23 protein-coding genes are annotated in these 22,954 nt (G+C 74.3%); 14 read left to right on the top strand and 9 right to left on the bottom strand.

Annotation, left to right across the window (positions count from 1 at the left end; all coding sequences use genetic code 11):
* The first annotated feature begins 2 nt into the window (after nt 1–2).
* From ACH4C6_RS29390 to ACH4C6_RS29340, 11 genes are all read left to right on the top strand, one after another.
* On the top strand, nt 3–1,286 hold the full coding sequence (locus ACH4C6_RS29390) for a KamA family radical SAM protein (RefSeq protein WP_398111652.1): 1,284 nt from the start codon (nt 3–5) through the stop codon (nt 1,284–1,286).
* Nucleotides 1,283–2,755 carry a dipeptide epimerase gene (locus ACH4C6_RS29385; protein WP_398111651.1) on the top strand — a complete coding sequence of 491 codons (1,473 nt, stop codon included), beginning with the start codon at nt 1,283–1,285 and terminating at the stop codon, nt 2,753–2,755. The genes ACH4C6_RS29390 and ACH4C6_RS29385 overlap by 4 nt, the downstream gene beginning before the upstream one ends.
* Nucleotides 2,752–3,897 (top strand): Ldh family oxidoreductase, encoded by a 1,146-nt coding sequence (locus ACH4C6_RS29380; RefSeq protein WP_398111650.1) that lies wholly within the window; start codon nt 2,752–2,754, stop codon nt 3,895–3,897. The genes ACH4C6_RS29385 and ACH4C6_RS29380 overlap by 4 nt, the downstream gene beginning before the upstream one ends.
* Nucleotides 3,876–5,138, top strand: coding sequence for an acetyl-CoA carboxylase biotin carboxylase subunit family protein (locus ACH4C6_RS29375; RefSeq protein ID WP_398111649.1), 1,263 nt, complete (start codon nt 3,876–3,878; stop codon nt 5,136–5,138). Before ACH4C6_RS29380 ends, ACH4C6_RS29375 begins: the two co-directional genes overlap by 22 nt.
* A complete protein-coding gene (locus tag ACH4C6_RS29370; protein ID WP_398111648.1) occupies nt 5,135–6,346 on the top strand; it encodes a GNAT family N-acetyltransferase in 1,212 nt (403 codons plus the stop codon). The genes ACH4C6_RS29375 and ACH4C6_RS29370 overlap by 4 nt, the downstream gene beginning before the upstream one ends.
* Nucleotides 6,347–6,350: 4 nt before the next feature.
* The gene (locus ACH4C6_RS29365; protein ID WP_398111647.1) at nt 6,351–7,271 is read left to right on the top strand and encodes a branched-chain amino acid transaminase; all 921 of its coding nucleotides are present in this window, start codon (nt 6,351–6,353) and stop codon (nt 7,269–7,271) included.
* Entirely contained in the window at nt 7,268–8,131 is an 864-nt protein-coding gene (locus ACH4C6_RS29360; RefSeq protein WP_398111645.1) for a hypothetical protein, read from the top strand. The genes ACH4C6_RS29365 and ACH4C6_RS29360 overlap by 4 nt, the downstream gene beginning before the upstream one ends.
* Before the next feature lie 16 nt (nt 8,132–8,147).
* A complete protein-coding gene (locus ACH4C6_RS29355; RefSeq protein WP_398111644.1) occupies nt 8,148–9,509 on the top strand; it encodes an MFS transporter in 1,362 nt (453 codons plus the stop codon).
* On the top strand, nt 9,506–10,783 hold the full coding sequence (locus ACH4C6_RS29350; protein WP_398111643.1) for an ATP-grasp domain-containing protein: 1,278 nt from the start codon (nt 9,506–9,508) through the stop codon (nt 10,781–10,783). Before ACH4C6_RS29355 ends, ACH4C6_RS29350 begins: the two co-directional genes overlap by 4 nt.
* Nucleotide 10,784: 1 nt before the next feature.
* Nucleotides 10,785–11,855, top strand: coding sequence for an alpha-hydroxy acid oxidase (locus tag ACH4C6_RS29345; protein ID WP_398111642.1), 1,071 nt, complete (start codon nt 10,785–10,787; stop codon nt 11,853–11,855).
* A gap of 275 nt (nt 11,856–12,130) precedes the next feature.
* Nucleotides 12,131–12,985 carry a CAP domain-containing protein gene (locus tag ACH4C6_RS29340; protein ID WP_398111641.1) on the top strand — a complete coding sequence of 285 codons (855 nt, stop codon included), beginning with the start codon at nt 12,131–12,133 and terminating at the stop codon, nt 12,983–12,985.
* A 7-nt stretch (nt 12,986–12,992) separates the two neighbouring features.
* Here ACH4C6_RS29340 and ACH4C6_RS29335 read toward each other — a convergent pair whose 3' ends face one another.
* The 3 genes from ACH4C6_RS29335 to ACH4C6_RS29325 are packed head-to-tail and all read right to left on the bottom strand — an operon-like array spanning nt 12,993 to nt 15,327.
* Complete coding sequence (locus ACH4C6_RS29335; protein WP_398111640.1) at nt 12,993–14,321, bottom strand: sensor histidine kinase; 1,329 nt, start codon at nt 14,319–14,321, stop codon at nt 12,993–12,995.
* Nucleotides 14,318–15,007, bottom strand: coding sequence for a response regulator transcription factor (locus tag ACH4C6_RS29330; protein WP_398111639.1), 690 nt, complete (start codon nt 15,005–15,007; stop codon nt 14,318–14,320). Before ACH4C6_RS29330 ends, ACH4C6_RS29335 begins: the two co-directional genes overlap by 4 nt.
* Before the next feature lie 53 nt (nt 15,008–15,060).
* Nucleotides 15,061–15,327, bottom strand: coding sequence for a hypothetical protein (locus ACH4C6_RS29325; RefSeq protein WP_398111638.1), 267 nt, complete (start codon nt 15,325–15,327; stop codon nt 15,061–15,063).
* Between the two features lie 79 nt (nt 15,328–15,406).
* Between ACH4C6_RS29325 and ACH4C6_RS29320 the strand changes: the two genes are divergently transcribed.
* Entirely contained in the window at nt 15,407–15,619 is a 213-nt protein-coding gene (locus ACH4C6_RS29320) for a hypothetical protein (protein ID WP_398111636.1), read from the top strand.
* A gap of 155 nt (nt 15,620–15,774) precedes the next feature.
* Here ACH4C6_RS29320 and ACH4C6_RS29315 read toward each other — a convergent pair whose 3' ends face one another.
* Nucleotides 15,775–16,371, bottom strand: a complete 597-nt coding sequence (locus ACH4C6_RS29315; protein WP_398111635.1) for a TetR family transcriptional regulator — start codon at nt 16,369–16,371, stop codon at nt 15,775–15,777.
* 171 nt (nt 16,372–16,542) lie between these two features.
* On the opposite strand from ACH4C6_RS29315, the gene ACH4C6_RS29310 reads away from it, so the two are divergent.
* Complete coding sequence (locus tag ACH4C6_RS29310; RefSeq protein ID WP_398111634.1) at nt 16,543–18,021, top strand: FAD-dependent monooxygenase; 1,479 nt, start codon at nt 16,543–16,545, stop codon at nt 18,019–18,021.
* Between the two features lie 52 nt (nt 18,022–18,073).
* Here ACH4C6_RS29310 and ACH4C6_RS29305 read toward each other — a convergent pair whose 3' ends face one another.
* Nucleotides 18,074–19,279 carry a cysteine desulfurase-like protein gene (locus ACH4C6_RS29305; protein ID WP_398111633.1) on the bottom strand — a complete coding sequence of 402 codons (1,206 nt, stop codon included), beginning with the start codon at nt 19,277–19,279 and terminating at the stop codon, nt 18,074–18,076.
* A 194-nt stretch (nt 19,280–19,473) separates the two neighbouring features.
* On the opposite strand from ACH4C6_RS29305, the gene ACH4C6_RS29300 reads away from it, so the two are divergent.
* Nucleotides 19,474–20,049, top strand: a complete 576-nt coding sequence (locus tag ACH4C6_RS29300; RefSeq protein WP_398111632.1) for a hypothetical protein — start codon at nt 19,474–19,476, stop codon at nt 20,047–20,049.
* Nucleotides 20,050–20,126: 77 nt separating this feature from the next.
* Here ACH4C6_RS29300 and ACH4C6_RS29295 read toward each other — a convergent pair whose 3' ends face one another.
* The 4 genes from ACH4C6_RS29295 to ACH4C6_RS29280 all read right to left on the bottom strand — a co-directional run bounded on the left by ACH4C6_RS29295 (nt 20,127) and on the right by ACH4C6_RS29280 (nt 22,936).
* Nucleotides 20,127–20,492 carry an STAS domain-containing protein gene (locus ACH4C6_RS29295; protein WP_398111631.1) on the bottom strand — a complete coding sequence of 122 codons (366 nt, stop codon included), beginning with the start codon at nt 20,490–20,492 and terminating at the stop codon, nt 20,127–20,129.
* 110 nt (nt 20,493–20,602) lie between these two features.
* Nucleotides 20,603–21,232: a DUF418 domain-containing protein gene (locus ACH4C6_RS29290; protein ID WP_398111630.1), complete on the bottom strand. Its 630-nt coding sequence runs from the start codon at nt 21,230–21,232 to the stop codon at nt 20,603–20,605.
* Nucleotides 21,233–21,275: 43 nt separating this feature from the next.
* Complete coding sequence (locus ACH4C6_RS29285; RefSeq protein ID WP_398111629.1) at nt 21,276–21,875, bottom strand: DUF418 domain-containing protein; 600 nt, start codon at nt 21,873–21,875, stop codon at nt 21,276–21,278.
* Nucleotides 21,872–22,936 (bottom strand): alpha/beta hydrolase family protein, encoded by a 1,065-nt coding sequence (locus tag ACH4C6_RS29280; protein ID WP_398111628.1) that lies wholly within the window; start codon nt 22,934–22,936, stop codon nt 21,872–21,874. The genes ACH4C6_RS29285 and ACH4C6_RS29280 overlap by 4 nt, the downstream gene beginning before the upstream one ends.
* Between the last annotated feature and the right edge of the window lie 18 nt (nt 22,937–22,954).

Here is a 22,954-nt window from a genome sequence, read left to right as displayed (position 1 = left end):
CCGTGAAGCACTATGCGAACGAACGCCTCGCCCGACTCGCGCGCGACCGCGGCATGCCGGACGACTACGTCCGGGACCTGCGCGTGGTCTCCAGCGTCCTGCCCTTCAAGGTCAACGAGTACGTGGCCGACGAGCTGATCGACTGGTCGGCGGCGCCCGACGACCCGATCTTCCGGCTCACCTTCCCGCACCGGGACATGCTGCCCCCGGAGGTCTTCGACCGTATGGCGGCGCTGTCGGACGCGGGGGCCCCGCGCGCGGAACTGCGCGCGGCCGCCGTCGCCGCGCAGCTGGAACTGAACCCGCACCCGGGCGGCCAGCTCGAGTCGAACGTGCCGACCCTCGACGGGCGCCGGCTCGACGGCCTCCAGCACAAGTACGCCGAAACGGTGCTGGTCTTCCCCTCACAGGGGCAGACGTGCCACTCGTACTGCGGCTACTGCTTCCGCTGGGCCCAGTTCGTCAGTCAGGAAGAACTGCGCCAGGCCCTGCGCGACCCGGCGGACCTGACGGGCTACCTGGCCCGCCACCCGGAGGTCACCGACGTCCTGTTCACCGGCGGCGACCCCATGATCATGCGGACCGAGGTGGTACGCCGCTGGGTCGAGCCGCTGCTGGCGTCCGTCCCCACGGTGCGCACCCTGCGGTTCGGCACCAAAGCCCTGTCGTACTGGCCGGCCCGCTTCACCGAGGGCCCGGACGCGGACGACCTGCTGCGGCTGTTCGAGGAAAGCGTCGCCCGCGGCCGGCACGTCGCCGTCATGGCGCACTTCTCGCACCCGAGGGAGCTGGAGACCGACCAGGTGCGCGACGCGATCGCCCGCATCCGCGCCACCGGCGCCGAGGTGCGCGCCCAGGCCCCGCTCGTCGCGCACGTCAACGACGACCCCGACGCCTGGGCGCGGATGTGGCAACTGCAGGTCGAACTGGGCGTCGTCCCCTACTACATGTTCGTGGAGCGGGACACCGGGGCGAGCAGCTACTTCGGCATCCCCCTCGTCCGCGCCCTCGACATCTACCGCGAGGCCGTGCAGCGGGTGTCCGGCCTGGCCCGGACCGCTCGCGGACCGGTGATGTCCGCGGCGCCGGGCAAGGTGATGATCCACGGCACGACGGAGGTGGCCGGGGAGAAGGCGTTCGTCCTCAGCTTCCTGCAGGCACGCCGACCCGACTGGGTGGGGCGGCCGTTCTTCGCCGCGTACGACGAGCACGCGCAGTGGTACGACGAGCTGAAGCCCGTGTCCTTCGGCACCACCCTGCCGACGTACGAGGGCGAGCACGGATGAGGCTCCAGGTCCACGAGATCCGCCTCACCGACCACGACGTGTGGCGCAGCGCGCGCGAGGCGATCCCGGTGCAGCCCGGCCTGCTCGTCGAGCTGACGGCAGGCGGGCGCTCGGGGTTCGGCGAGGCCTCGGCCTTCATGACCGACCGTTACGACTCCTCCCTCGACGCCTTGCACGCGGCGCTGCGCCGCGTCGCGCCGACCCTGCGGGAACTGCCGGCCGACGACCCGGAGGGCGCGTTCGCGGCCCTGGCGCCGCAGCTGGCCGGGTCACCGTTCGCGCTGGCCGCACTGGACGTGGCCGCGCACGACCTGGCGGCCCGGCTGGCGGGCGTACCGCTGTGGCAGCGGCTGGGCGCGCGAAGACCGGCCGCCCTGCACTCCAGCTACAGCATCGGCCTGGACGAGCCCGCGGTGATGGTGCGCAAGCTGCTGGAGCGGCCGGGCTGGCCCGCCTACAAGGTCAAGCTGGCCGCTCCCGGCGACCTGCACATCCTTCAGGCGCTGCGCGAGCACACCGACGCGCCCTTCTTCGTCGACGGCAACTGCGGATGGGAACCCGCCGCGACACGCGCCGCCCTGGGCGCCATGGCGGACCTCGGCGTGACGTTGCTGGAGCAGCCCTTCCCCCGGGACATGTGGGCGGAGGCCGGAGCGCTGAAGGACGTCTCCCCGATTCCCGTGTACGCGGACGAGTCCATCACGGGACCGCAGGACCTCGAAGCCTGCGCCGAAGCGTTCCACGGCGTGAACCTGAAACTCATGAAGGCCGGCGGCATCACGCCCGCCCTGCGGATGCTGCGCGCCGCGCGGGAGGCCGGGCTCGGCACGATGCTCGGCTGCATGCCGGAGTCCAGCGCCGGCGTGTCGGCCACGGCCCATCTCGGGCCCTTCGTCGACCACTTGGACGCCGACAGCATCGCGCTCCTCGCGGTCGACACGGGCACCGGCGTCGTCCTCGACGACACGGGCCGCATCACGCTGCCCGAGGCACCCGGCACGGGCTTCGAACCCGACTTCAAGGCGCCGGCGTTCACCGTGCGCCCGACCACGGCCGGAGAAGCCGGCTGGGACGGCGAGGAGCTGTCCGTCCACCGGGACGGCACGGCCCTGGCCTCCGTGCGGATCCGGCGCCGGCCCCTGCCCGGACAGGCACCCTCGGACGCCTTCCGCCGACTCGACGGGCCCGACGGCCCTGCCGCCGACGCGGCCGACCCGGAGGAACTGACCGCGCTGATCCGCGTCGCGATCACCCGCGCGGTCGCCGAGGGCGCGGGCACGGTCTGGCTGCGCACCGCCCACACCGGTGTCCGGCGGGCCTGCCGCACGGCCGGGTTCCGTCCCCTCGGCGGCACCCTCGACGGCACCCCGGGCCCGGACGGTCACGGCGACGTCCCCGGCGACGACACCCCCGCGGGCGACGGTGACCCGTCGTCCCTCCTGGTCTGGAAGGCGAACCGATCCGCATGACCGATGTGCACGACGTGCAGGACACGACGTCCCCGCCCGGCGCAGCCGACACCTCCGGCGCAGCCGACCCCGCCGTCGCCGCGGCCGGGCACGGCCCCCTGCTCCCGGCCGCCACCGCCGAAACCCTCGCCGAGACGGCCCTGACCCGGGCGGGTCTCACCGCCGACGACGCCCGGAGCGTGGCGCAGGCCCTCACGGAGACCTCGCTGCGGGGCATCGACACCCACGGTCTGCGCCTGCTGCCGCAGTACCTGGACGAGCTGGCCGCCGGCATCGCCACCGCCCGCCCGGAGATCCGGACCGTCCGGGACACCGGAGCGGCCGTCATGCTCGACGCCGGGGGCGCGCTGGGGGTGGTGGCCGGCCTGACCGCCGCCCGGATCGCCGCCGAGCGGGCCCGCACGCACGGCGTCGCCGCCGTGGGGGTCCGCAACTCCAACCACTTCGGGGCGGCCTCCGTCTACAGCCGCCACCTCGCGCGCGAGGGCCTGGTCGGCATCGTGACCACCTCCGCCGCGTCCCGGGTCGCTCCGTTCTCCGGTACCGAGCCGCTGTACGGCACCAATCCGCTGAGCTTCGCCGCGGCCGTCGAGGACGACGAGTTCGCCCTCGACATGGCCACGAGCCAGGTCTGCTTCGGCGAGATCAAGGAACGCCGCAAGCACGGCCGCGCGCTGGACGCCGGCTGGGCCACCGACACCGAGGGCAGGCCCGCCACCGACCCGGAGCAGGCGTACGCACTCTCACCGCTGGGCGGCTACAAGGGGCAGGGCCTGGCGATGGTGGCCACCCTGCTGGGTGCCGTGCTGACGGGCTCCCCGCCGGACTGGGAACTGGAGCACATCGGCTCCTCCACGCCCGGCCGCAGCCGCGGCATCGGGCACCTCGTGGTGTGCCTGGACCCGGCCGCCTTCGCCGGCAGCGCGCCGTTCGCCTCGGGGCTCAGGAACATGCTGGACACCACGCGCGGTGCCCGGCCCGGGGCCGACGCCGGACAACCCGTGCAGGTGCCCGGTGACCCCCAGCGCCGCATCGCCGGCGAACGCGGCGAGCAGGGCATCCCGCTCGACCCGCACACCGCGCAGGCCTTCGCCGCCCTCGCGGCCGAGCAGGGCGTGGGATGGCCGGGGGTGCCGGCGTGATCCTCGTCCTGCTCAGCCCGCGCAACGCGGGCCTGCCCTTCGCCGCGTGGCTGCCCGAGGAGTCGGGGCGGCTGCTGGCCGTCACCGCACAGCAGGTGACGGCCGGACCGGGCTTCGCCGAGGTCGAACGGGTCGCCGACTACACCGACGACGCCTCGGTCCTGGCGGCGGCCCGGCGGCTTGCGGCCCGCCACCCCGTGACCCGCGTGCTGGCCCTGGCCGAGGTCGACGTCGAGCGCGCGGCGCTGCTGCGCGACGAACTCGGCCTTCCCGGTCAACGACCCGCCAGTGCCCGCGCGTACCGCGACAAGGTGCTGATGAAGGAGCTGGCGGCGGCCGGCGGGGTGACGGTGCCGCCCTTCGCGGCGGTGGCCACCGCCGCGGACGTGGCGGCCTTCATGGCGGACCACCCCGGCCCGGTCGTGGTCAAACCCCGAGGCGGCTCCGGTTCGACCGGCGTCGCGGTCCTGGACGACCCGTCCCAGATCCCGCAGGTGGCCGACCGGGTGACCGGCGGCGGCCACGAGGTCGAGGGCTTCGTCAGCGGCCGGATGTGCCACGTGGACGCCCTGCACGTCGACGGGCGGCCCGTGGTGTGCGTGCCGTCCGTGTACACCGACGGCGGCTGTCTGTCGCACTGGACGGACTCCGGCAACGGCAGCTGGACACTGCCGGACTCCGATCCGCTGCACGCGCGGCTGGTGGCGGAGACATGGCGGCTGGTGGAGGCACTGCCCGCGGCGCCGGCGCTGTTCGTGCACGCCGAGTTCTTCGTGACGGACACCGGCGAGACCGTGCTGTGCGAGATCGCCGGCCGGGTCGGCGGCACCCCCATCCCCGCCATGCTGCACGCCGTGCTGGGAATGGACCCGCGGCACCTGTGGGCCAGGATCGAGTGCGGACTGCCCGTGGATCTGGACGCCGTACGGGCGCACGCCGAGGCGGCACCCCTGGTGGCCAACTTCGGCCTGCCGCCCCGCGACGGGCGCATCGTCCGGGTGCCCGCCGGGGCCCCTGACGGGGCGCGTGACTTCACCGTCCACGCCCGGGTCGGCGAGGACTGGGGCGGCGCCCGGTACGCGGGCCGCAAGTCCGGCGACTTCGTCGCCACCTGGCTGGTGACGGCGGACGACGCCGAAGAACTGCTCGCGCTGCTCGACAAGACCGGCGCGCAGGCGGAGGCCGGCTTCGGCTGGGAGCCCTCCGGCCGGCCGGCGGACCACGAGGAGGCGGCCCGGTGAGCGACCTGACCGCCGAGATCCTCGACCCCGGCGCCCGCCCGACGGCGGCGACCTTCCCGGCCCTCGCCGATCCGGCCGTGATCTGGGAGGACGACCGCTGGTGGCGCTTCACCGAGCGCACCGACCTGCACGAGGTGCGCTACCTCGCCGTGCGCGAGGACGGCGCCCTCGTCGCCCTGGCGCCCCTGCTCCTCACCCGGGACGCCGGAGGGCTGCTCTTCTACGACACGCCGAAGATGACCGGCGACACCAGCGCCTTCGGCGCCCCCGAACTGCTGGACGACGACCAGCGCTCACGCTGGGAGGACCTGACCGCGCGCCTGGCCGACGCCCGCCGGGACCAGTACCCCTCGGTCGCCCTCTCCGTGTTCGGCTCCCACCACGGCATCGTCCACGCCGAGGGGCGTGACGCGGCCGGCCGGGAGCGCGTGCTGGCCGAGCTGCCGCGCCTGCTGGACGAGACCGCGGAACGACTCGGCTGCCGCAGCAGCTCCCTGCTGTACGCCACCGACGAGCAGGCCGCCGTCCTCGGCCCGGCAGCCGAGGCACGCGGGCACGTCCCGGCGGTGCTCGGCGCCGAGTCCGTCATGCGGCTCGACGCCCCGGACTGGGACACGTACCTGGCCGGACTGACGAGCCGCAAGCGCACCCGCCTCCTCAAGGAACTGCGTGACTACTCCGCGGCCGGCTTCACCACCGTGGTCCGCGAGGGCCCCGGGGCGCTGTCCGAACCGATCGTGGACCTGCAGGTCAAGCTGCGGGCCAAGTACGGGCTGCCCGGCGGACACGCCCGCGTCCAGCGGGACTTCGACGCCCTGCGCGACACCGTCGGCGACAGCTGCATGGTGATCAGTGCCGAACGCGACGGCGAGACGCTCGGGTTCGTGCTCTACCTGCGCTCCGGGCACGCCATGTACGGCCGCACGGCCGGCTTCCACGAGGACGCCAAAGGCGTCTACTTCGCCCTGACCTACCACGAGACGTACCGCTGGGCGCTGGCCCACGGCGTGCGCGAGATCTGGTACGGCCTCGCCGCCTACGACGCCAAGAAGCTGCGCGGCTGCGACCTGGCGGCACGCCACGGCTGGTTCCGCTTCACCGGCACCGGCGCCACCGAGCTGGAGGAGGTCCTGCGGATGCAGGGCACCAGCGAAGGCGACCGGCTCCGGGGCCTCGGGTACGACAGCACGACCTCACAAGGAGACTGAGCACATGCCACTGACCCCGACCCCGCTCATCTGGATGGACGGCGAGCTGGTCCCCTGGGACGACGCGAAGGTCCATGTGCTGACTCCGAGCCTGCACTACGGATGGGGCGTCTACGAAGGCATCCGCGCCTACGCCACCGATTCCGGACCCGCCGTGTTCCGGCTGCGTGAGCACATGGCCCGGCTGCGCGACTCCGCCCGGGTCTACATGATGGAACTGCGCTGGACCGACGAGGAGTTGGTCGCCGCGGTACTCGACCTGGTCCGGAACAGCGGCCACGACTCCTGCTACATCCGGCCCCTGGCCTACCTCGGCTACGGCGAGATGGGCGTCGCACCCCAACTGGACGCCGTGCGCATGTCGATCGCGGTGTGGCCGTGGGGCTCCTACCTGGGGGACAAGGCGGAGGCGGAGGGCTGCCGCCTCATCGTCAGCAACTGGCAGCGCAACTCGCACCAGACCGTTCCGCCGCTGGCCAAGGCCACCGGCGCCTACGTCAACAGCGCCCTCGCCAAGGTCGGGGCGAAGCGCGCCGGTTACGACGACGCGCTGATGCTCACCGCCACCGGCCACATCGCGGAGGCCTCCGCCGCCAACCTGTTCCTGGTGCGGGACGGCGCCCTCATCACCCCTCCCGTCAGCGACGGCATCCTGCCCGGCATCACCCGCGACAGCGTCATCACCATGGCCCGCGACCTGGGACTCGACGTGACGGAGCGCAGCATCCCGCGCAGCGAGGTCTACATCGCGGACGAGGCGTTCCTGACCGGCACCGCCGCCGAGGTCGTGCCGGTGGCCTCGGTGGACGAGCGGCCGATGGGCGCCCGGGGCGTCGGGCCGGTCACCAAGCAGCTCCGCGAACTGTTCCGGGACGTGGTCGCCGGCCGGCACGAGCGGTACGCGCGCTGGCTGGAGCGGGTGTGAGCCGCAGCGGACCGACGACCGGCACGGCGGGCGTGCGCGCCTGCACCACACCGGCCCACCAGCACACCGACGACGAAGCGGTCCGCACGGCGGTCGCCCGTCTGGAGAGCGCCGCGACCGCCCTCCGGGCGGTGCTGGCCGCACCGGATGCCGATGCGGTGGCCCGCGCGGCCGGTGCGCCGGCACCCGCGGGGCGGGCCGCCCTCGACGAGGAACTGTGCGACCGCCTGGTCGAGTGGGTGGCGGCCCGGGCCTGGGCCGAGCGGGAGGCGGCCTCGGCTCCCGCCGCCGGACCCGGCGAGGACGCCGCCGCGGCCGTGCTGCGGGGATGCGCGCTGTGGGCCGTCCGGGCCGACACCGTGCGCGCCTCGACCATGACGGGCACCGCCGGGGAGGCCGACGGGGCGGCGGCTGCCGTCGCGGCGCACGGCCGGGCGGCAGCCCTCGTCACCGCACTGGCCCGCGCCGAGGTGTACGACGCGGTGTGCGCCGGACTGCGTGCCGCCCTGGGCGGCCGCCCGGCCGGCCGGGCGGCCGCAGCCTGGGAGACGGCCGACGCGGCCCTGGCCGGGCTCGGCACCACACGGGGGGAGTGGGTGGACGCCGACCCGGCGCACACCGCCGCGGGCGGCTGGGTCCTGGTGGACCGCGTTGGCCGGCTGGCGCTGGCCGCCGCACTGCTGTCGTCCGCCCACGCCCTGCCGGCCGACGCGGCGGAGCTCTGCGTCAACGCCGCCCGCCGCTACGCCTGGAACCACCTGCGCCAGCCGCCACCCGAGGCGGCCACCGCCCTCCACCTGCGGCGTACCGCGGAACTCGTGGACTGGATCGCCGGCACCGCAGCGCGGAACGGCACATGAAGGGGGAGAGGACCCCATGACGGGGGAACCTGACAAGCGCGCGACCGGAAAGGCCGCACGTCTGCTGCTGTCGATCCTGCCGAGGACACCGGCCGGGCGCCGGCTGGCGGCGGGCGCCGCCGTCGACTCGGTGGGCTCGGGCATGTTCCTGGCCGCGTCCACCCTGTACTTCGTCACGGTCGTCGGCCTGCCCGCCGGCCGGGTCGGTCTGGTGCTGTCGGTGGCCGCCGTGGCCGGGCTGCTCAGCCCGATGCCGCTGGGCCGGCTCGCCGACCGGATCGGCCCGACGCGGGTGTACGTGGCGCTGCTGGCCCTGCGCGGACTCGGATACGCCGGGTTCGCCCTCGTGGAGAGCTTCTGGCCGTACGCGGTGCTGACCTGTGTGCTCACCGCGCTGGACCGCGGCTGCTCACCGTTGCAGCAGGTCGTCGTGGGCATCATCGAGGGAAGCGAGAACCAGACCCGCACGATGGCGTCCATCCGCTCCGTGCGCAACATCGGCCTGACGGGCGGCTTCCTGCTCGCGGGTGCCGTCCTCGCGATCGAGGAGCGGGCGGCCTTCGTCGCCCTGTTCCTGGGCAACGCCCTGACCTTCTGGGTGATCGCCGCCGTCGTGGAGCAGCTGCGCCGCCGGGCGGCCGTCCCCGCGCCCCAGAGCGTGCCCACCGAGCCCGCGGTGCCGCAGCCGCTCGCGCCGGACGGCGACGAACCGGCCCCCGCAGCGATCCGCACCCCCTTCCGGGACGTGAGGTTCCTGCTCTTCACCCTCTCCAACGGCGTGCTCTCACTGCACGACTCGGTGCTGTTCGTCCTGCTGCCGCTGTGGCTGACCACGGCCACCGACGCGCCCTCCTCGGCGGTCTCGGTGCTGCTCGCCGTCAACACGGTGCTCACCGTGCTGCTCCAGGTGTACGTGTCCCGCTTCGCGGAGACCACGGCCGGGGCGCTGCGCCTGGTTCCGCTGGCCCTGCTTCCGCTGCTGGTCTCGTGCGCGGCGTTCGCGGGCGCCGAACACGTGCCGGTGTGGCCCGCGGCGGCCTGTGCCGTCATCGCCGTGGTGCTGCTGACGGTGGGCGAGAACCTGCACTCCGTCGCCGTGTGGAACCTGTCCTACGAACTGTCACCGGCCCCGGCCCGCGCCCGCTACCTCGGCGCGTTCAGCCTGGGCATGACGGGCCAGCAGATCGTCGGCCCCGCGCTGATGACGGGGGTGCTCCTGCCCCTGGGCACCGCCGGCTGGGCCGTGCTCGCCGTCGTGTACGCCCTGGCGGCCGCGGTCCTGCGGATCACCGGTGCGCCCCGCAGCGCCCCGGCCTCGTCCGCGTCCGCCAAGGCCTCCACCCCCGCAACCAGCTCTCCCACCGAGGTGACCCCATGACCGAACACGTGCTCATCGTCGGCGGTGGCCGCGAGATCCCCGGTCTCATCCGGGAGGTGGGCGGCCCCGGGACCGCCACGACGATCCTGTGCCGGATGGACTTCGTCCCCAAGATCCGCAAGCCCGGACAGCACAACCGGGTGCTGGCGCTGCGCAGCGACGCCCCCGACGAGGAGTGGATCGCCCTGGCGGCGGCCGTGCACGCCCGGCACCCCTTCACCCGCGTGGGCACCTTCGGCGAGCGGGACCAGGACCGCGCCGCCGCGGTCGCCGCCGCGCTGGGCCTGCCCTGCCACTCGCCCCGGACCATCGCCTGGGTGCACGACAAGGACGCCATGCGGCGACGCCTGGCGGAACTGGGCGTGGACGACACCCCGGGCGGACGGGTCGCCGACGTGGCCGAGTTGCGGGCGTTCCTGGCCGAGCACGGCACTCCCTGCGTGGTCAAGCCGGTCCAGGGGGCCGGCAGTTTCGGCGTCTCCGTCGTACGGTCCGCCGAGGAGGCGGAGGAGGCCTTCGCGCGCGCCGCCCGCGACTTCGACCTCATCCCGGACGCGGGCGTGCTCGTCGAACGCTTCCACCAGGGCCCCCAGTTCAGCGTGGAGGCCTTCTCCGAGGACGGCGAGCACGAGATCCTCGCCGTGACGCGCAAGTTCTCCGACCCCGTCGGCTTCGTCGAACTCGGCCACGTCGTGCCCGCCGGGCTGCCCGCCGAGCAGACCGACGCGGTGCACACCTATGTGCGGCGGCTGCTGGACGCCCTGGACATCGCGAACGGCGTCACCCACACCGAGGTGGTGCTGACGCAGTCGGGGCCGCGGGTCATCGAGACGCATGTCCGGCTCGCCGGCGACGAGATCCCGTATCTGGTGCAGGACGTCACCGGTGTCGACCTGGTGGACTGCGTCGTGCGGCAGACGCTGGGGCAGTCCGTGCTCCCCGGCATCCGCAAGACCCTGGCGGACCCGTCGGCGGGCACCGGCCCGGAGGCGATCTGGTTCGCGGTGCCCCGCGCCCGCGGCACGCTCACCCGCATCGACGGCCTGGACGAGGTCGCCGCCCGGCCGGGCGTGGTGGCCGCCGAAGCCCTGCTGGGCGCCGGCGACGCACTGGGGGACCTCGACAGCTCCGAGTCGCGCGCGGCCTTCGTCCGGGCGCGCGGAGCGGACGCCGACGAGGCCGTGGCCCGGGCCCGGCAGGCCGCCGCGGCGCTCAGGTTCGAGGTCACGGTGTCCGGCGACGACCCGGCCCGCGACGTGCAGGACTGGGTCTGAGATGGGGCGGCCCGCGGCGGGAACCGAGGCGCAGGACCTCGGCATCGGGGCGGCGCCGGACCTGGCCGCGCGGGCGAAGGCGGTGCTGCCGGCCGCGGCGTACGACTTCTACGCCGCGGGATCCGACGAGGAGATCAGCGCCCACGAGGCGGCAGCCGCCTGGCGCGGCCGGCGGTTCCTGCCCCGGGTCCTGCGCGACGTCTCGTCCGTCGACACGAGCGTCGAGCTGCTGGGCACCCGGCTGACGGCCCCCGTGCTCGCGGGGCCCACCGCCTTCCACCGCATGGCGCACGACGAGGGTGAGACGGCCACGGCGGCCGGCGTCGCCGCAGCCGGTTCCCTGCTCGTGCTCTCCTCCCGCGCCACCCGCCACCCGGAGGAGGTCGCCGCGGCGGCGGGCCCCTGGTGGTTCCAGGTGTACTGGCTGCGGGACGCCGAGGTCACCCGCAGCCAGGTGGACCGGGCCGTGGCGGCCGGGGCCCGTGCGCTGGTACTGACGGTGGACGCCCCGTACGTCCCGCCCCGGGCGACGTCGGGGCTGCCGCTGCCGCTGCCCGAGGACGACCCCCTGTGCCGCGCGGTGGGGGTGGGGACCCGGCTGCCCGGCTGGGAGCAGGACCCGTCGCTCGGACTGGACGCCATCGGGCGGCTGCACCGGATGTCGGGTCTGCCCGTGCTGGTCAAGGGCGTGCTGCGGGCCGACGACGCGAAGGCCTGCGTCGCCGCGGGAGCGGCCGGGGTGATCGTCTCCAACCACGGCGGCCGGCAACTGGACCGTGCGGCGAGCACCGCCGACGCCCTGCCCGCCGTCGCGGCGGCCGTGGGCGCCGAGGTACCGGTCCTGGTCGACGGCGGGGTGCGCACGGGCACCGACGTCCTCATGGCCCTGGCCCTGGGCGCACGCGCCGTGCTCCTGGGCCGCCCGGTGGTGTGGGCCCTGGCGCTCGGCGGGGCGGCGGGGGTGACCGCACTGCTCGACTCGTACCGTACGCAGTTGTCGACGGCCATGGCGCTCGCGGGCTGCGCGCGCCCGGCGGACATCGACGCGGACCTGCTCCACGGCGGATCCTGAGGCGTCGAGGCGACGGCTGCCGTACCGTCCGGCCCCTGCCGTGCCGTCCAGCCCTTGCCGTGCCGTCCAGCCCCTGCCGGGCGGGACGGCACCGGCCGCTTCCTCAGGGGACTTTGGCGGCTCTCTTAAGGCTTCTTGAAGATGACCTTCGAACCGCGGTTCCCGCCCCGGCCGGGTCCTAGGCTCTCGAACACCCCCCACAGGTCCGGTGGCCGCGATCGCGGCCACCGGGCTCGGGGGCCGAGTCAGCCGACCGACAGACCGAGGTGTCCTGCATGGGTTCCCGTCGAGCCGCCCGCCCGTCCCGCTTCCACGCCCGTCCCCGCAGTGGGCTGAAGGCCCGCGGTCCCGCGCTGGCCATCGGGGCCGTCGCCGCGATCGCCGGCGTGGGGATCACGGTGGCCGTCGCGGGCGGCCAGGGCGGCGGCGGATCGGACCGGGTGGTCGCCGACAGCACCGCGAAGAGGCCGGGCGCCGCGGACACGACCGTCGGCGCGACGCCGCTCGCGTCCGCCTCCGCGAGCCCGAGCGCCGAGGCGAGCAGCTCACCGAGCGCCAAGCCGAAGGAAAAGCGCAAGAAGCCGGCGAGCCCCACCCCGCACCGGCGCAGGGCGACCGAGGCCGCGCCCGAGGCGCTCGCCGGCACGGCCGCCAAGAGCAGCCGCGGGGGGTCGGCGGGTGGCACCGGCCGTACGAACTCCGGCGGCACGGGATCGGGCTCCGGATCCGACTCCGCTCCCGTTTCCGGCGGGCCCGAGGCCCAGGTGCTGGCGCTGGTCAACAAGGAACGGGCCACGGCGGGTTGCTCACCCGTCACGGCGAACGACCGGCTCACCCGCGCCGCCGACGACTACAGCGACGTCATGGCGAGCAGCGGCGTCATGTCCCACACCGGGCCCGACGGCTCGACGATGACGACCCGGGTCGAGGCCGCGGGATACCAGTGGTCGACCCTGGGCGAGAACATAGCCCGCGGCCAGGCGGACGCCGCGTCGGTGATGAAGTCCTGGATGAACAGCCCCGGTCACCGCGCGAACATACTCAACTGCTCCTTCAAGGAGCTGGGCGTGGGCGTCCACTTCGGCGACGGCGGCCCCTGGTGGACGCAGAACTTCGGCGCCGGACGCTGACCCCGCCTCACCGCTGACCGCCCCCGGCGCCGCTCGCGCCGGCCAGGACGAACGACACCCGCACCCGCGCGCCGCCCAGCGGCGCGCGGGTGATCGTCAGCTCACCGTCCGCCGCGCCGGCCGCCCGGGCCACGATGTCCAGGCCCAGCCCTGTCGACCCGCCGACGCTCACCCCCCGCGTGAGCGCCGCGTCCGGGTCCGCGACGCCCGGCCCCGCGTCGTCGACCGTGAGGATCACATGCCGGTCGACCCGCTCCACGCGGACCGCGAAGGCGGTGCCCTGCGGGGTGTGCCGGAAGACGTTGCCGATCAGGGCGTCGACGACGGCCGCGAGATCGTCCTCCGGGTAGGCGACGGGCGCCGGGCGCGGCGTGAGGGAGCGCTCGTAGGGACGCTCCTGCTGGGCGGCGAGGACCGACCAGAAGTCCAGGCGCATGGCGACCACCTCGGCGACGTCGCACGGTTTCGCCCCGCCCGTCGCCGCACGGGCCGGCTGCGCCGACGCCAGCGGAGTACGGGCCGCGGCGATGATGGCGTCCAGTTCGCTCTCCAGCTGGCCCGCCGCCTCCGCGACCCGCCGCGCGCTGGGCGTCGAGCCCATCCGGTCGGCCTCCAGATAGAGGGCGGTCAACGGGGTGCGCAGCCGGTGCGACAGGTCGGCGACCAGTTCGCGCTCCACCGCGAGCAGATCGAGGAACCGGTCGGCCATCGTGTTGAACGCGGCACCGGCCTCCTGCAGCTCGGGCGGGCCGTCGGGCTCGACCCGCACGTCCAGGTCACCGGAGCCCAGAGCCAGTGACGCGCGCTCGAGACCGCGTGAGGAACGGACGACGCGGGCGCCGAGCCGGTCCGCGACGAGTACCGAGCCGCCGACCAGACCCAGCGCCAGAAGCGCCATCACGCCCCACGACGCCGCCACACCCCGCGTGAGGTCCGCGGCGGGCACGAAGGCTTCCACGACCGCGACCCGGTCGCCCTGCAGGACGACCGGCTGGAGGTAGACCCACCCTCCGGTGGTGTCCACGGCCAGCGTCTCGCGCCCCCGCACGGCCCGGTCGAGCGCCGCCCGGGGCGCGTGCGGGGTGCCGACGAAGCCGCCGTCGGGCAGCCGTACGACGAGCTGGTCCGACGAGCCGAGCTCGGCGACGGCCTGCTGCACGTCCGCGCGCCGGGTGGTGAGGGCCAGCACCGGCGACAGCGCGGAAGCCCGCTGCTCGGCGGCCGTGGTGGCCCGGTCCCGGGCCTGTTCGCGCACGAGGAGGGCGAGGGGGATCAGGAAGGACAGGGCCACCATCGAGGTGACGGCGAGGGCGATCCCGGCGAGGGCACGTCTCATGGCGAACTGACCAGCTTGATGCCCAGCCCGCGAACCGTGCGCAGATAGCGGGGCTTGCGCGCCTTCTCGCCCATCTTGCGGCGCAGCGCGGAGAGGTGGACGTCGACCGTCTGGTCCTCGACGTACGGCTGCTGCCACACCTCGGCGAGTATGCGCTGCCGGGAGACGACCTGGTCGGCGTGGGCGGCGAGATAGGCGAGCAGGTCGAACTCGCGCCGGGTGAGGGGCAGTTCCCGGCCGGCCAGGTGCGCGGTGCGCGCCGTCGGGTCGATGCGCAGGTCGGCGACCTGGAGGACGGACCGCCGGGCCGCCTGGACGTCCGCGGGCACGGACCGCCGCAGCACGGCAGCGAGCCGGGCGGCGAGCTGACCGCCGGAGAACGGCTTGACCAGGTAGTCGTCGGCGCCCGCGTTGAGCAGCCGGATGATCTCGGCCTCGTCGTCGCGGGCGGTGGCGACCAGGACCGGAACGCGGGAGATGCCCCGGATCATGCGCAGCACGTCGAGACCGTCGAGGTCGGGCAGACCCAGGTCCAGCACGACGATGTCCGGCGGGCTCTGGGTGATCTCGCGCAGCGCCTCGAAACCCTGGTGGGTGGTCCGGACCGCATAGCCGTGCCCGGTCAGGACCTCGATCAACGCGGCCCGGATGACGGGGTCGTCCTCGACGACAAGTACGGAGGCCATGAGCAGGCACGTTAGCCGGTCCGTCACTATGGTGTCGTGTCCCGCCTCCTGCGCTACCTGATCATATGGCTGGCCTGCACGGCGGCCAGTGTCACGGCTGTCATCCTCACGATCCACTTCGTCGTGGGGTCGACGCGGCCGACCGCGCCGGTCGCCCAGTCGGCGCCGAGTGAGCCGGTGAGGTCCCCGCGGCCCGGCCCCACCACCGCGAAGCCCTCTCCGAGCCCCTCCGCGAGCAGCCGCATACCCAGCCCGCCCTCCCGGCGCAGCGAGACGGCGACCGCCCCCACCCGGACGCCCAGGCCGACCGCGGCACCCACGGCCCGCACCACTGCCTCCGAGGCGCCGGCCGGCGGGGGCGGCGCGGGGTGCGAGGACGGCGGCGCCGGCGTCTACACGGTGCCGTCCGAGGGGGGCAAGGCCACCGTGCGGTTCGGTGCGGACGCGGTCTGCCTGATCTCGGCGGTGCCGAACCGGGGCTTCACGGTGAGCACGAGCAGGACCGGGGCGCAGACGCTGACGGTGACGTTCTCGGCGAACCGCCACCGCTCGGAGATCACCGCGACGGTCGTGCCGCAGAGCGGGGCGAAGGTGCGCGAGGTGTCGTGGTGACCGTGTGCGCCGCGCTGCTCACCCCGGCCGGGGGAGACGAGCGGGGATCACGGCCGGGGTCACGGCCGGGATCAGGGCCGGGGTCACGGCCGGGGTCACGGCCGGGATCAGGGCCGGGGTCACGGCCGGGGTCACGGCCGGGATCAGGGCCGAGGTCACGGACTGGGGGCGCTCAGGTACCGCTGGATCGTCGGTGCCAGCCACGCCACGACCTCCGCCCGCGCCAGCCCCACCGCGGGCGGCATCCGCAGCACGTATCGCGTCAGCGCCAGCCCCAGTAGCTGCGACGCCATCAGCGCCGCCCGTGCCGGTACCTGCTCGGGGTCGGGGCACACCTGCCGGGTGACGGGCAGCAGTTGGTCCCGCAGGATCGCCTGCATGCGCTCGGCCCCTGCCTGGTTGGTCACGCCGACCCGCAGCAGGGCGGTGAGGACCTCGTTGTCCTCCCACATGTCGAGGAAGTGCTCCACGAGGACGCGCCCGGCCTCCTGCCGGCGGTCCGACCCGCTCACGTCCGGCAGTCGCAGGTCGATGGCGACGGCCGCGGCGAACAGCCCTTCCTTGTTGCCGTAGTACCGCATCACCATCGACGGATCGATGGCGGCGTCCCTGGCGATGGCGCGGATGGTGGCGCGCTCGTACCCGTCGGTCGCGAAGCGCTCGCGGGCGGCCGTGAGGATCGCACCGCGGGTCGCGTCGGAGCGGCGGGGAGTGTCGTAGCCGTGGGCCGGGGTGATGTCGCTGCCGTTCATGCCAACAAGCGTAGGCCAACGTCTGTGGGTCAACAACCGTGTGCCCACGTCTGTAGGCCAACAAGCGTTGACATGAGCCGCGGCCTCTCGCTACCGTCGTCAACGAGCGTTGGCCAACAACCGTTGGCAAGCTGTCGAGGACGCGCAGGCGTCGGCATCAGGAGGGCCACCATGGACGGAACCGGCACAGGACCCGGAACCGGAACCGGCAACCACAAGGGCACCGCCACTCACCCCGCCGTGATCGTCGTCGGCTCCGGCCCCACCGGCCTGCTCCTGGCCGGTGACCTGGCCACCGCCGGCATCGCCGTCACCCTCGTCGAGAAGCGGCCGCGCAGGATCAGCAACCTCTCCCGCGCCTTCGGGGTGCACGCCCGCACCCTGGAGCAGCTCGACGCCCGCGGGCTCGCCGACGACCTGGTCGCCCGCGGCGACACCCTCACCGGCCTCCGGCTCTTCCGCCGGCTCTCGCTGGACCTGAGCACGCTGCCGTCCCGCTTCCCGTTCCTGCTCATCACCCCGCAGTACGAGGTCGAGCGGCTCCTGGAGCGGCGGGCCGCGGAAGCCGGGGTCGAGTTCGCGTACGAGAGCGAGGTCGTCGGGCTGCGGCAGGACGAGGAGGGCGTCGACCTCGACGTGCGCGGCCCCGACGGGACGGTCGTCACCCGCCGAGCGGCCTACGTCGTCGGCGCCGACGGTCACCGCAGCTCCGTGCGGCAGGCGATCGGCCTGGACTTCCCCGGTGTGTCCGTCATCAAGTCGCTGATCCTGGCCGACGTGCGGCTGGCCGAGAAGCCCGAGAGCGTCCTCACCGTGAACGGCGGCGGCGACGCCTTCGCGATGGTCGCCTCGTTCGGCGACGGCTGGTACCGGGTCATGGGCTGGAACCGTCGCAACGAGGTCTCCGACGACGCGCCGCTCGACCTCGACGAGGTCAAGGCCATCACCCGCCGTGCCCTGGGCACCGACTACGGCATGCACGACGCCCGCTGGCTCTCCCGCTTCCACAGCGACGAGCGCCAGGCGCCGCACTACCGGGTGGGGCGGGTCTTCCTCGCCGGGGACGCCGCGCACATCCACTCCCCGGCCGGCGGGCAGGGCATGAACACCGGGCTCCAGGACGCCGCCAACCTGAGCTGGAAGCTCGCCGCGACCCTCCAGGGCCGGGCGCCCGCCGGGCTCCTCGACAGCTACGAGGCCGAGCGCCACCCGGTCGGCCGGGCGGTGCTGCGCAGCAGTGGCGGACTGGTCCGGCTGGCCCGGGCACGCAACCCGCTGCTGCGCGCCGTGCGCGCCCTGGTCTCCGCGTTCGTCGACCACGCCCCGCCCGTCCAACGCAAGGCGCTGGGGCAGATCACGGGCATCGGCTACGCCTACCCCGCCCCGCGCGGCGCCCACCGCCTCACCGGCACCCGGGCCCCCGACGTCGCCCTCGAGGACGGTCGGCTCTACGAGGCGCTGCGCGGCGGCCGGTTCGTGCTCATCACGCCCGGGACGTACGAGGGTCCCGGCGTGCGTGAGGGCTGGCTGACCGTGGGGCACTGGGCGAGCGACCGCCGCACGACCGTCCTGGTGCGGCCCGACGGATACGTCGCCTGGGCGGCGGAGGCCGCGGACGCCGCCGACATCGAGAGGGCGTTGGCCCGGTGACCGCGACCGGGGAGTGGCACGCGGGCGCCGGGCAGCGGACGACGTCTCGGGCTCACCCCGCCAGGAACTCGTGCAGCGCCGCCAGCAACCGGTCGACGTCCTGCGCGCTGTTGTAGGGGGCGAGCCCGATGCGCAGACCGCCGGTGTCGCCCAGACCGAGATGCCGGGACGTCTCGATGGCGTAGAAGTGGCTGGAGGGGGCGTGGATGTCGCGGGCGGCGAGGAAGCGGTACGCGTCGGCGGTGTCGTGCTGCTCGAAGGTCAGCAGGAGGGTGGGCGTGCGGTCGGCGGCCCGGGAATGCAGGGTGGCGCCGGGGAGCGCGGCGAGCTGCCTCTCGAGCTGGGTGCGGAGGGTGCCCTCGTGTCCTTCCAGCGCCGCGAAGGAGGCGGTCAGGCGCTCACGCCGGGTGCCCGTGGCGTCCGGGTCCAGGCCGGCCAGGAAGTCGACGGCGGCACGCGTACCGGCGAGCAACTCGTACGGCAGGGTGCCCAGTTCGAACCGCTCGGGGACCGTGTCACTGGAGGGCAGCAGCTTGTCGGGACGCAGGGTCTCCAGCAGGGCGGGCCGGGCGGCCAGGACGCCGTGGTGGGGGCCGAGGAACTTGTACGGGGAGCACACGAAGAAGTCGGCGCCCAGCGCCGGCAGGTCGACCAGCGTGTGCGCGGTGTAGTGGACGCCGTCGACATGGGCGAGGGCCCCGGCCTCGTGGGCCAGGCGGCAGATCTCCGCGACCGGGGGGCGGGTGCCGATCAGGTTGGAGGCGGCCGTGACGGCGACGAGCCGGGTGCGCTCGGACAGGACGGCCCGGATGTCGTCGGCCGTCAACTCCCCGGTGGCGGGGTCGAATCCGGCCCAGCGCACGGTGGCGCCGGCCCGCTGTGCGGCCTGCACCCAGGGGCGGATGTTGGCGTCGTGGTCGAGCCGCGTGACGACGACCTCGTCGCCGGGCCTCCACGAGGCGGCGAGGGTGCGGGCGAGGTCGTAGGTGAGCTGGGTGGCGCTGCGCCCGAAGACGATCCCCGCCGGATCCGTGCCCAGCAGGTCCGCCACGGCCTGGCGTGCTCCGGTGACGATGGCCTCGGCGTTGCGCTCGCCCGGCGAGTACTGCCCGCGGTTGGACAGGGGCCGCGCCAGCGCGTCGGCGACGGCGTCGATGACGGGCTGCGGCGTCTGCGTGCCCCCGGGCCCGTCGAAGTGGACGGTCCCGGCGGCCAGAGCGGGAAAGCACGAGCGCAGGGCGGCGATGTCGTACGTCACTGGCGTAGCTCCTGTCGTGGTCCGGGCCAGGAGCACGAGTCAACATCATCGGCGGGACGGAGGCGAGATCGCGTCCCCGGGCGGCCCCGCCGACGGGCCTCGGAACGTGCCCGGCGGTTCCCTACATCCTCATCCGCCCTATGTGAGTCCAACTGGCACGGAGTTCACCGGGACACGACGGACGGGAGTACGGCATGCAGGTAGGGAAGCGAGCAGCGATCACCGGTGCGCTCGCTGCGACACTGCTGACGGCGGCGCCGGCGGCAGCGGCAGCGGCCGACGGCCGGGACACGTGGCTCAGGGTGACCTTGGAGAAGGGGCACGCCGTCGCGTGTCAGGCGGAGCGGGACGGTATGGAGGTGTCGCTCGACCTGTACGAGAACTCCACCTTCGGCACGCACGTCAGCCTGTCCGTCGAAGCCGACGGACAGCGGTACGGGGGAGGCGGGCCCGTCGAGTCCGGCCTGTTCGACCGGGGCGTCATCTCCGGCCGGGTGGCGTACAGCCGGCTCGAAGAGGCCGCAGCCGAAACGCAGTTCGCCCGCGTGGAGGGTTCGTACAAGGCGTCCGGGCCGCGCGTGCGGGTGCGGGAGGTGCACCCGGAACCCTGGGGCAAGGTGGTGACCAACGGCTGGCGCACCCCGCTCGCCGCCGAGGCGACCGTGCACGTGCTGGGCCGGCAGGTGCGACTCACCTGCGGTGAAGCGTTCGCCTTCGACCTGCGGGCCACACGTGTCGGGGACCCGGGCGGCAGCCGGCGGACGCGCTAGGACCAGCCGTGCAGGCGGGTGTGGGGTCCGCATCGCCGATGCGGACCCCCACCCCGCGGTGGTCCACCCTGCGGTGGTCAGGTGGTCAGGGCCTGCTCGATGGTCGGGTGGCACGTGATCAGGGTGTCCACGCCGGTCATCTGCAGCACGCGCAGCACGGGTCGCCGGGCGCCGGCGATGCGTACCCACCCCTGTGCGGCCTTGGTCTGCAAGTGGGCGGCGAGGAGGACGTTGATGCCGCTGGAGTCCATGAACGTGACGCCGGCGAGATCGGCGACGATCCGCTCCGACGCCTCACCGGTACCGCCCAGCAGGGCCTCGCGAAGCACGTCCTGGACGTCGCGGTCGATCTCGCCCCGCAGGGTCACGACACGCACTCCGTCGATCTCGTGGTGCTCGGCGGAGAGATGGGGCGGCCGGTCGGGACGCTGAGTGGGGGGCACGGTCTCCTCGACTGCGGATCCGGGCCCACCCTGCCGGGCGGACCGCGCGAGACGCTTGTCCCCACCGTATGCCCGGACACGGGTGGCCGACACGGTCCGGACCGCCGGCCTCAGCCGTTCGTGCTCCGCCCCGGCAGCACCCGGCGGCCGGGTGGGGCGGCGCCGGCCGTGCGCGTCCACGGCGGGAGCGCGAGGTGGGTCGCGGCCCGGAGCAGCCATTCGGCCGGCCCGTAGGGATGCCGCCTCAGCCACCACCGGCACCAGGCAGCCTGGAGCCCGAACAGGGTCACGGCGACGACGGCGACCCCGGCCGGCGGCACCCTGCCGACGAGTGCGGCGCCGTAGCCTGTGAACAGCAGTGCGCACACCAGTGACTGGGCCAGGTAGTTGGTCAGCGCCATGCGCCCGGCCGGGGCCAGCACCGCGGCCAGGGCCGGTCCGCGCCGACCGCTGCTCACGCGCAGAAGGGTCGCGGCGTAGGCGGCGGCGAGCAGGGGGGCTGTGATCACGTCCACGCCGAGAGCCAGGACCTGGTACTCCCCGCCCGGCCGGGTCAGACCCGCGTGGGCGTAGACCAGGCCACCCGCCGCGCCCACGGTGAAACCCACCCACTGCAGTCGTCGCAGGGTGCGGTCGTGGCGGGCGAGGTCGTGCAGGACCCGGGCCCGGCCCGCGGCGAGTCCGAGGAGGAACGCGGCCAGGGCGGCCGGTGCCTGGAAGAACACCAACAGCAGGACCACGTCCGGCAGTTGTTCCAGATGCGCCGTGAGGACCGAGACGGCGTCACCGCGCAGCGCGTCGGTGGCCCGGGCCGCCCCGGCCGCCGGCTTCCTCGTCGACGCCCGCTCCGCCCGCCGACCGTACGAGCGCCGCGAGGACCCCGTACGCGGCCGCCGTGCCGCCGAGCAGGACCACGGCGGTCCACGCGGCGGTGCGAGGGCGCAGCCGGCGGGCCGCCAGGAGGAGGAGGCCGAGCACGGCGTACGTGGTGAGGATGTCGCCGGGGAACAGCAGCACGGCGTGCGCCGCGCCGAGCACGAACAACGCGGCCAGGCGTCTGAGGAAGCGCGGGACGAAGCGCGCGCCCGCGTGGTCGGCGGAGGTCAGCTGGAGGGTGAAGCTGTAGCCGAAGAGGAAGGAGAACAGCAGGAAGAACTTGGCCTCGAACAGCACGGTCACCAGCCAGCGGACCGTGGTGTTCAGCGGGCCGCCGGAGCCCGGGTCCTCCACACCGGTGCCGTGGTAGGCGGAGGCCAGGTAGGTGATGTTCACCATCAGAATGCCGAACAGGGCGAAGCCGCGCAGCGTGTCGACCGTGGTCAGACGCGAGGGGCCCGGCCCCGGCTGCCCGGCGCGGCGGCCGGTGCCGAAAATGGCGTTCACGCCGCTCCCTCTCCCGCGCCGAGCCGCCGCAGGAAGCGGGTCTGACGGTCGAGGAACCCTGCCGCGTACAGCTTCCGTGGAGCGAACACGGCGGTCGCGGTCAGCCGCAGCGACGAGCTCTCGGTGTCGTGGTCGACCAGCGCGTGCGTGGCGTCGGGGTAGTGCGCGACGCGCAGGGTGGAGGCGGGAAGGATCTCGCGGTAGACGGCCTCGGTCTCCGCGACGTCCACGTTCACGTCGTGGCCGGCCAGGGCGAGCAGGACGGGGGTTCCCCTCATGGCGCGCAGGTCGGCGACCGCGTCGGAGGTGTGGTTCGCCGTGATGAAGCGCCACCGGCCGGGTGAGATGTCGGCGGAGTCACCGACCTCCGCGCGGTACTCCTCGTAGGACGCGCCCCGGCGCAGCAGGCGCAGAGTCGTCTCGCGGCGGCGCATCGCCTTCTCGACCTGGTGCCGGTCGGCACCGTCCCGCCGGAGTTCGGCGAGCAGGTTGTAGCGGCCCTGCCGGAGCCAGTTGACGGCAGGGGAGACGGCGATGACGAACCGTATGCCCCGGTCCCGCGCGGCGACCTTCGGCAGCACCCACCCGGCCTGGCTCGCTCCCCACAGTCCGATGCGGCGGCCGTCGACGTCGGGACGCTTGCGGGCCCAGGCGACCGCCGCGAGGGTCTCTTCGGCGCGGTCGTCCATGCTCTGTTCGAGCCAGTCGCCCTCCGACCCCGCCACGCCGGGTTTGCTGAACGACAGTGAGGCGTACCCCGCCCGTGCGAACGACTCCCACAAGGGCCGGTAGAAGGTGTCGTGCGTCGCGTCCACGGGGCCGTCCCCGTGCACGAACACCACCAGTCCGAACGGCCCGTCGCCTGCGGGCGGTCGAGCCAGCACCCCCTCCAGGCGGTGGCCGTCGTGCCGCAAGGTCACGTGTTCCTCGCGGAGGGCGTAGGTGTTCTGCCATACCGCGATCCCGCCCAGACCGCCTGCCACCAGCACGGCCCCCACCAGCACCCACCACAGGCCCCGCCGCCCGCGCCCCGCGCGGACCCTTTCCCGTCGCCTCGGCACCGACCCCACCACCAATCT

Source organism: Streptomyces sp. NPDC017943 (assembly GCF_044328425.1).
Lineage (GTDB): Bacteria > Actinomycetota > Actinomycetes > Streptomycetales > Streptomycetaceae > Streptomyces > Streptomyces djakartensis_A.
Note: the sequence above shows the minus strand (reverse complement) of the source record. Positions and strands in the feature narration are given on the sequence as shown.

Coding starts and splice junctions, on each gene's coding strand:
- ACH4C6_RS29380 (WP_398111650.1), top strand. CDS start 2,752: ATGACCGATGTGCACGACGTGCAGGACACGACGTCCCCGCCCGGCGCA.
- ACH4C6_RS29310 (WP_398111634.1), top strand. CDS start 16,543: ATGGACGGAACCGGCACAGGACCCGGAACCGGAACCGGCAACCACAAG.
- ACH4C6_RS29355 (WP_398111644.1), top strand. CDS start 8,148: ATGACGGGGGAACCTGACAAGCGCGCGACCGGAAAGGCCGCACGTCTG.
- ACH4C6_RS29335 (WP_398111640.1), bottom strand. CDS start 14,321: ATGAGACGTGCCCTCGCCGGGATCGCCCTCGCCGTCACCTCGATGGTG.
- ACH4C6_RS29365 (WP_398111647.1), top strand. CDS start 6,351: ATGCCACTGACCCCGACCCCGCTCATCTGGATGGACGGCGAGCTGGTC.
- ACH4C6_RS29315 (WP_398111635.1), bottom strand. CDS start 16,371: ATGAACGGCAGCGACATCACCCCGGCCCACGGCTACGACACTCCCCGC.
- ACH4C6_RS29330 (WP_398111639.1), bottom strand. CDS start 15,007: ATGGCCTCCGTACTTGTCGTCGAGGACGACCCCGTCATCCGGGCCGCG.
- ACH4C6_RS29375 (WP_398111649.1), top strand. CDS start 3,876: ATGGCCGGGGGTGCCGGCGTGATCCTCGTCCTGCTCAGCCCGCGCAAC.
- ACH4C6_RS29300 (WP_398111632.1), top strand. CDS start 19,474: ATGCAGGTAGGGAAGCGAGCAGCGATCACCGGTGCGCTCGCTGCGACA.
- ACH4C6_RS29345 (WP_398111642.1), top strand. CDS start 10,785: ATGGGGCGGCCCGCGGCGGGAACCGAGGCGCAGGACCTCGGCATCGGG.
- ACH4C6_RS29340 (WP_398111641.1), top strand. CDS start 12,131: ATGGGTTCCCGTCGAGCCGCCCGCCCGTCCCGCTTCCACGCCCGTCCC.
- ACH4C6_RS29350 (WP_398111643.1), top strand. CDS start 9,506: ATGACCGAACACGTGCTCATCGTCGGCGGTGGCCGCGAGATCCCCGGT.
- ACH4C6_RS29385 (WP_398111651.1), top strand. CDS start 1,283: ATGAGGCTCCAGGTCCACGAGATCCGCCTCACCGACCACGACGTGTGG.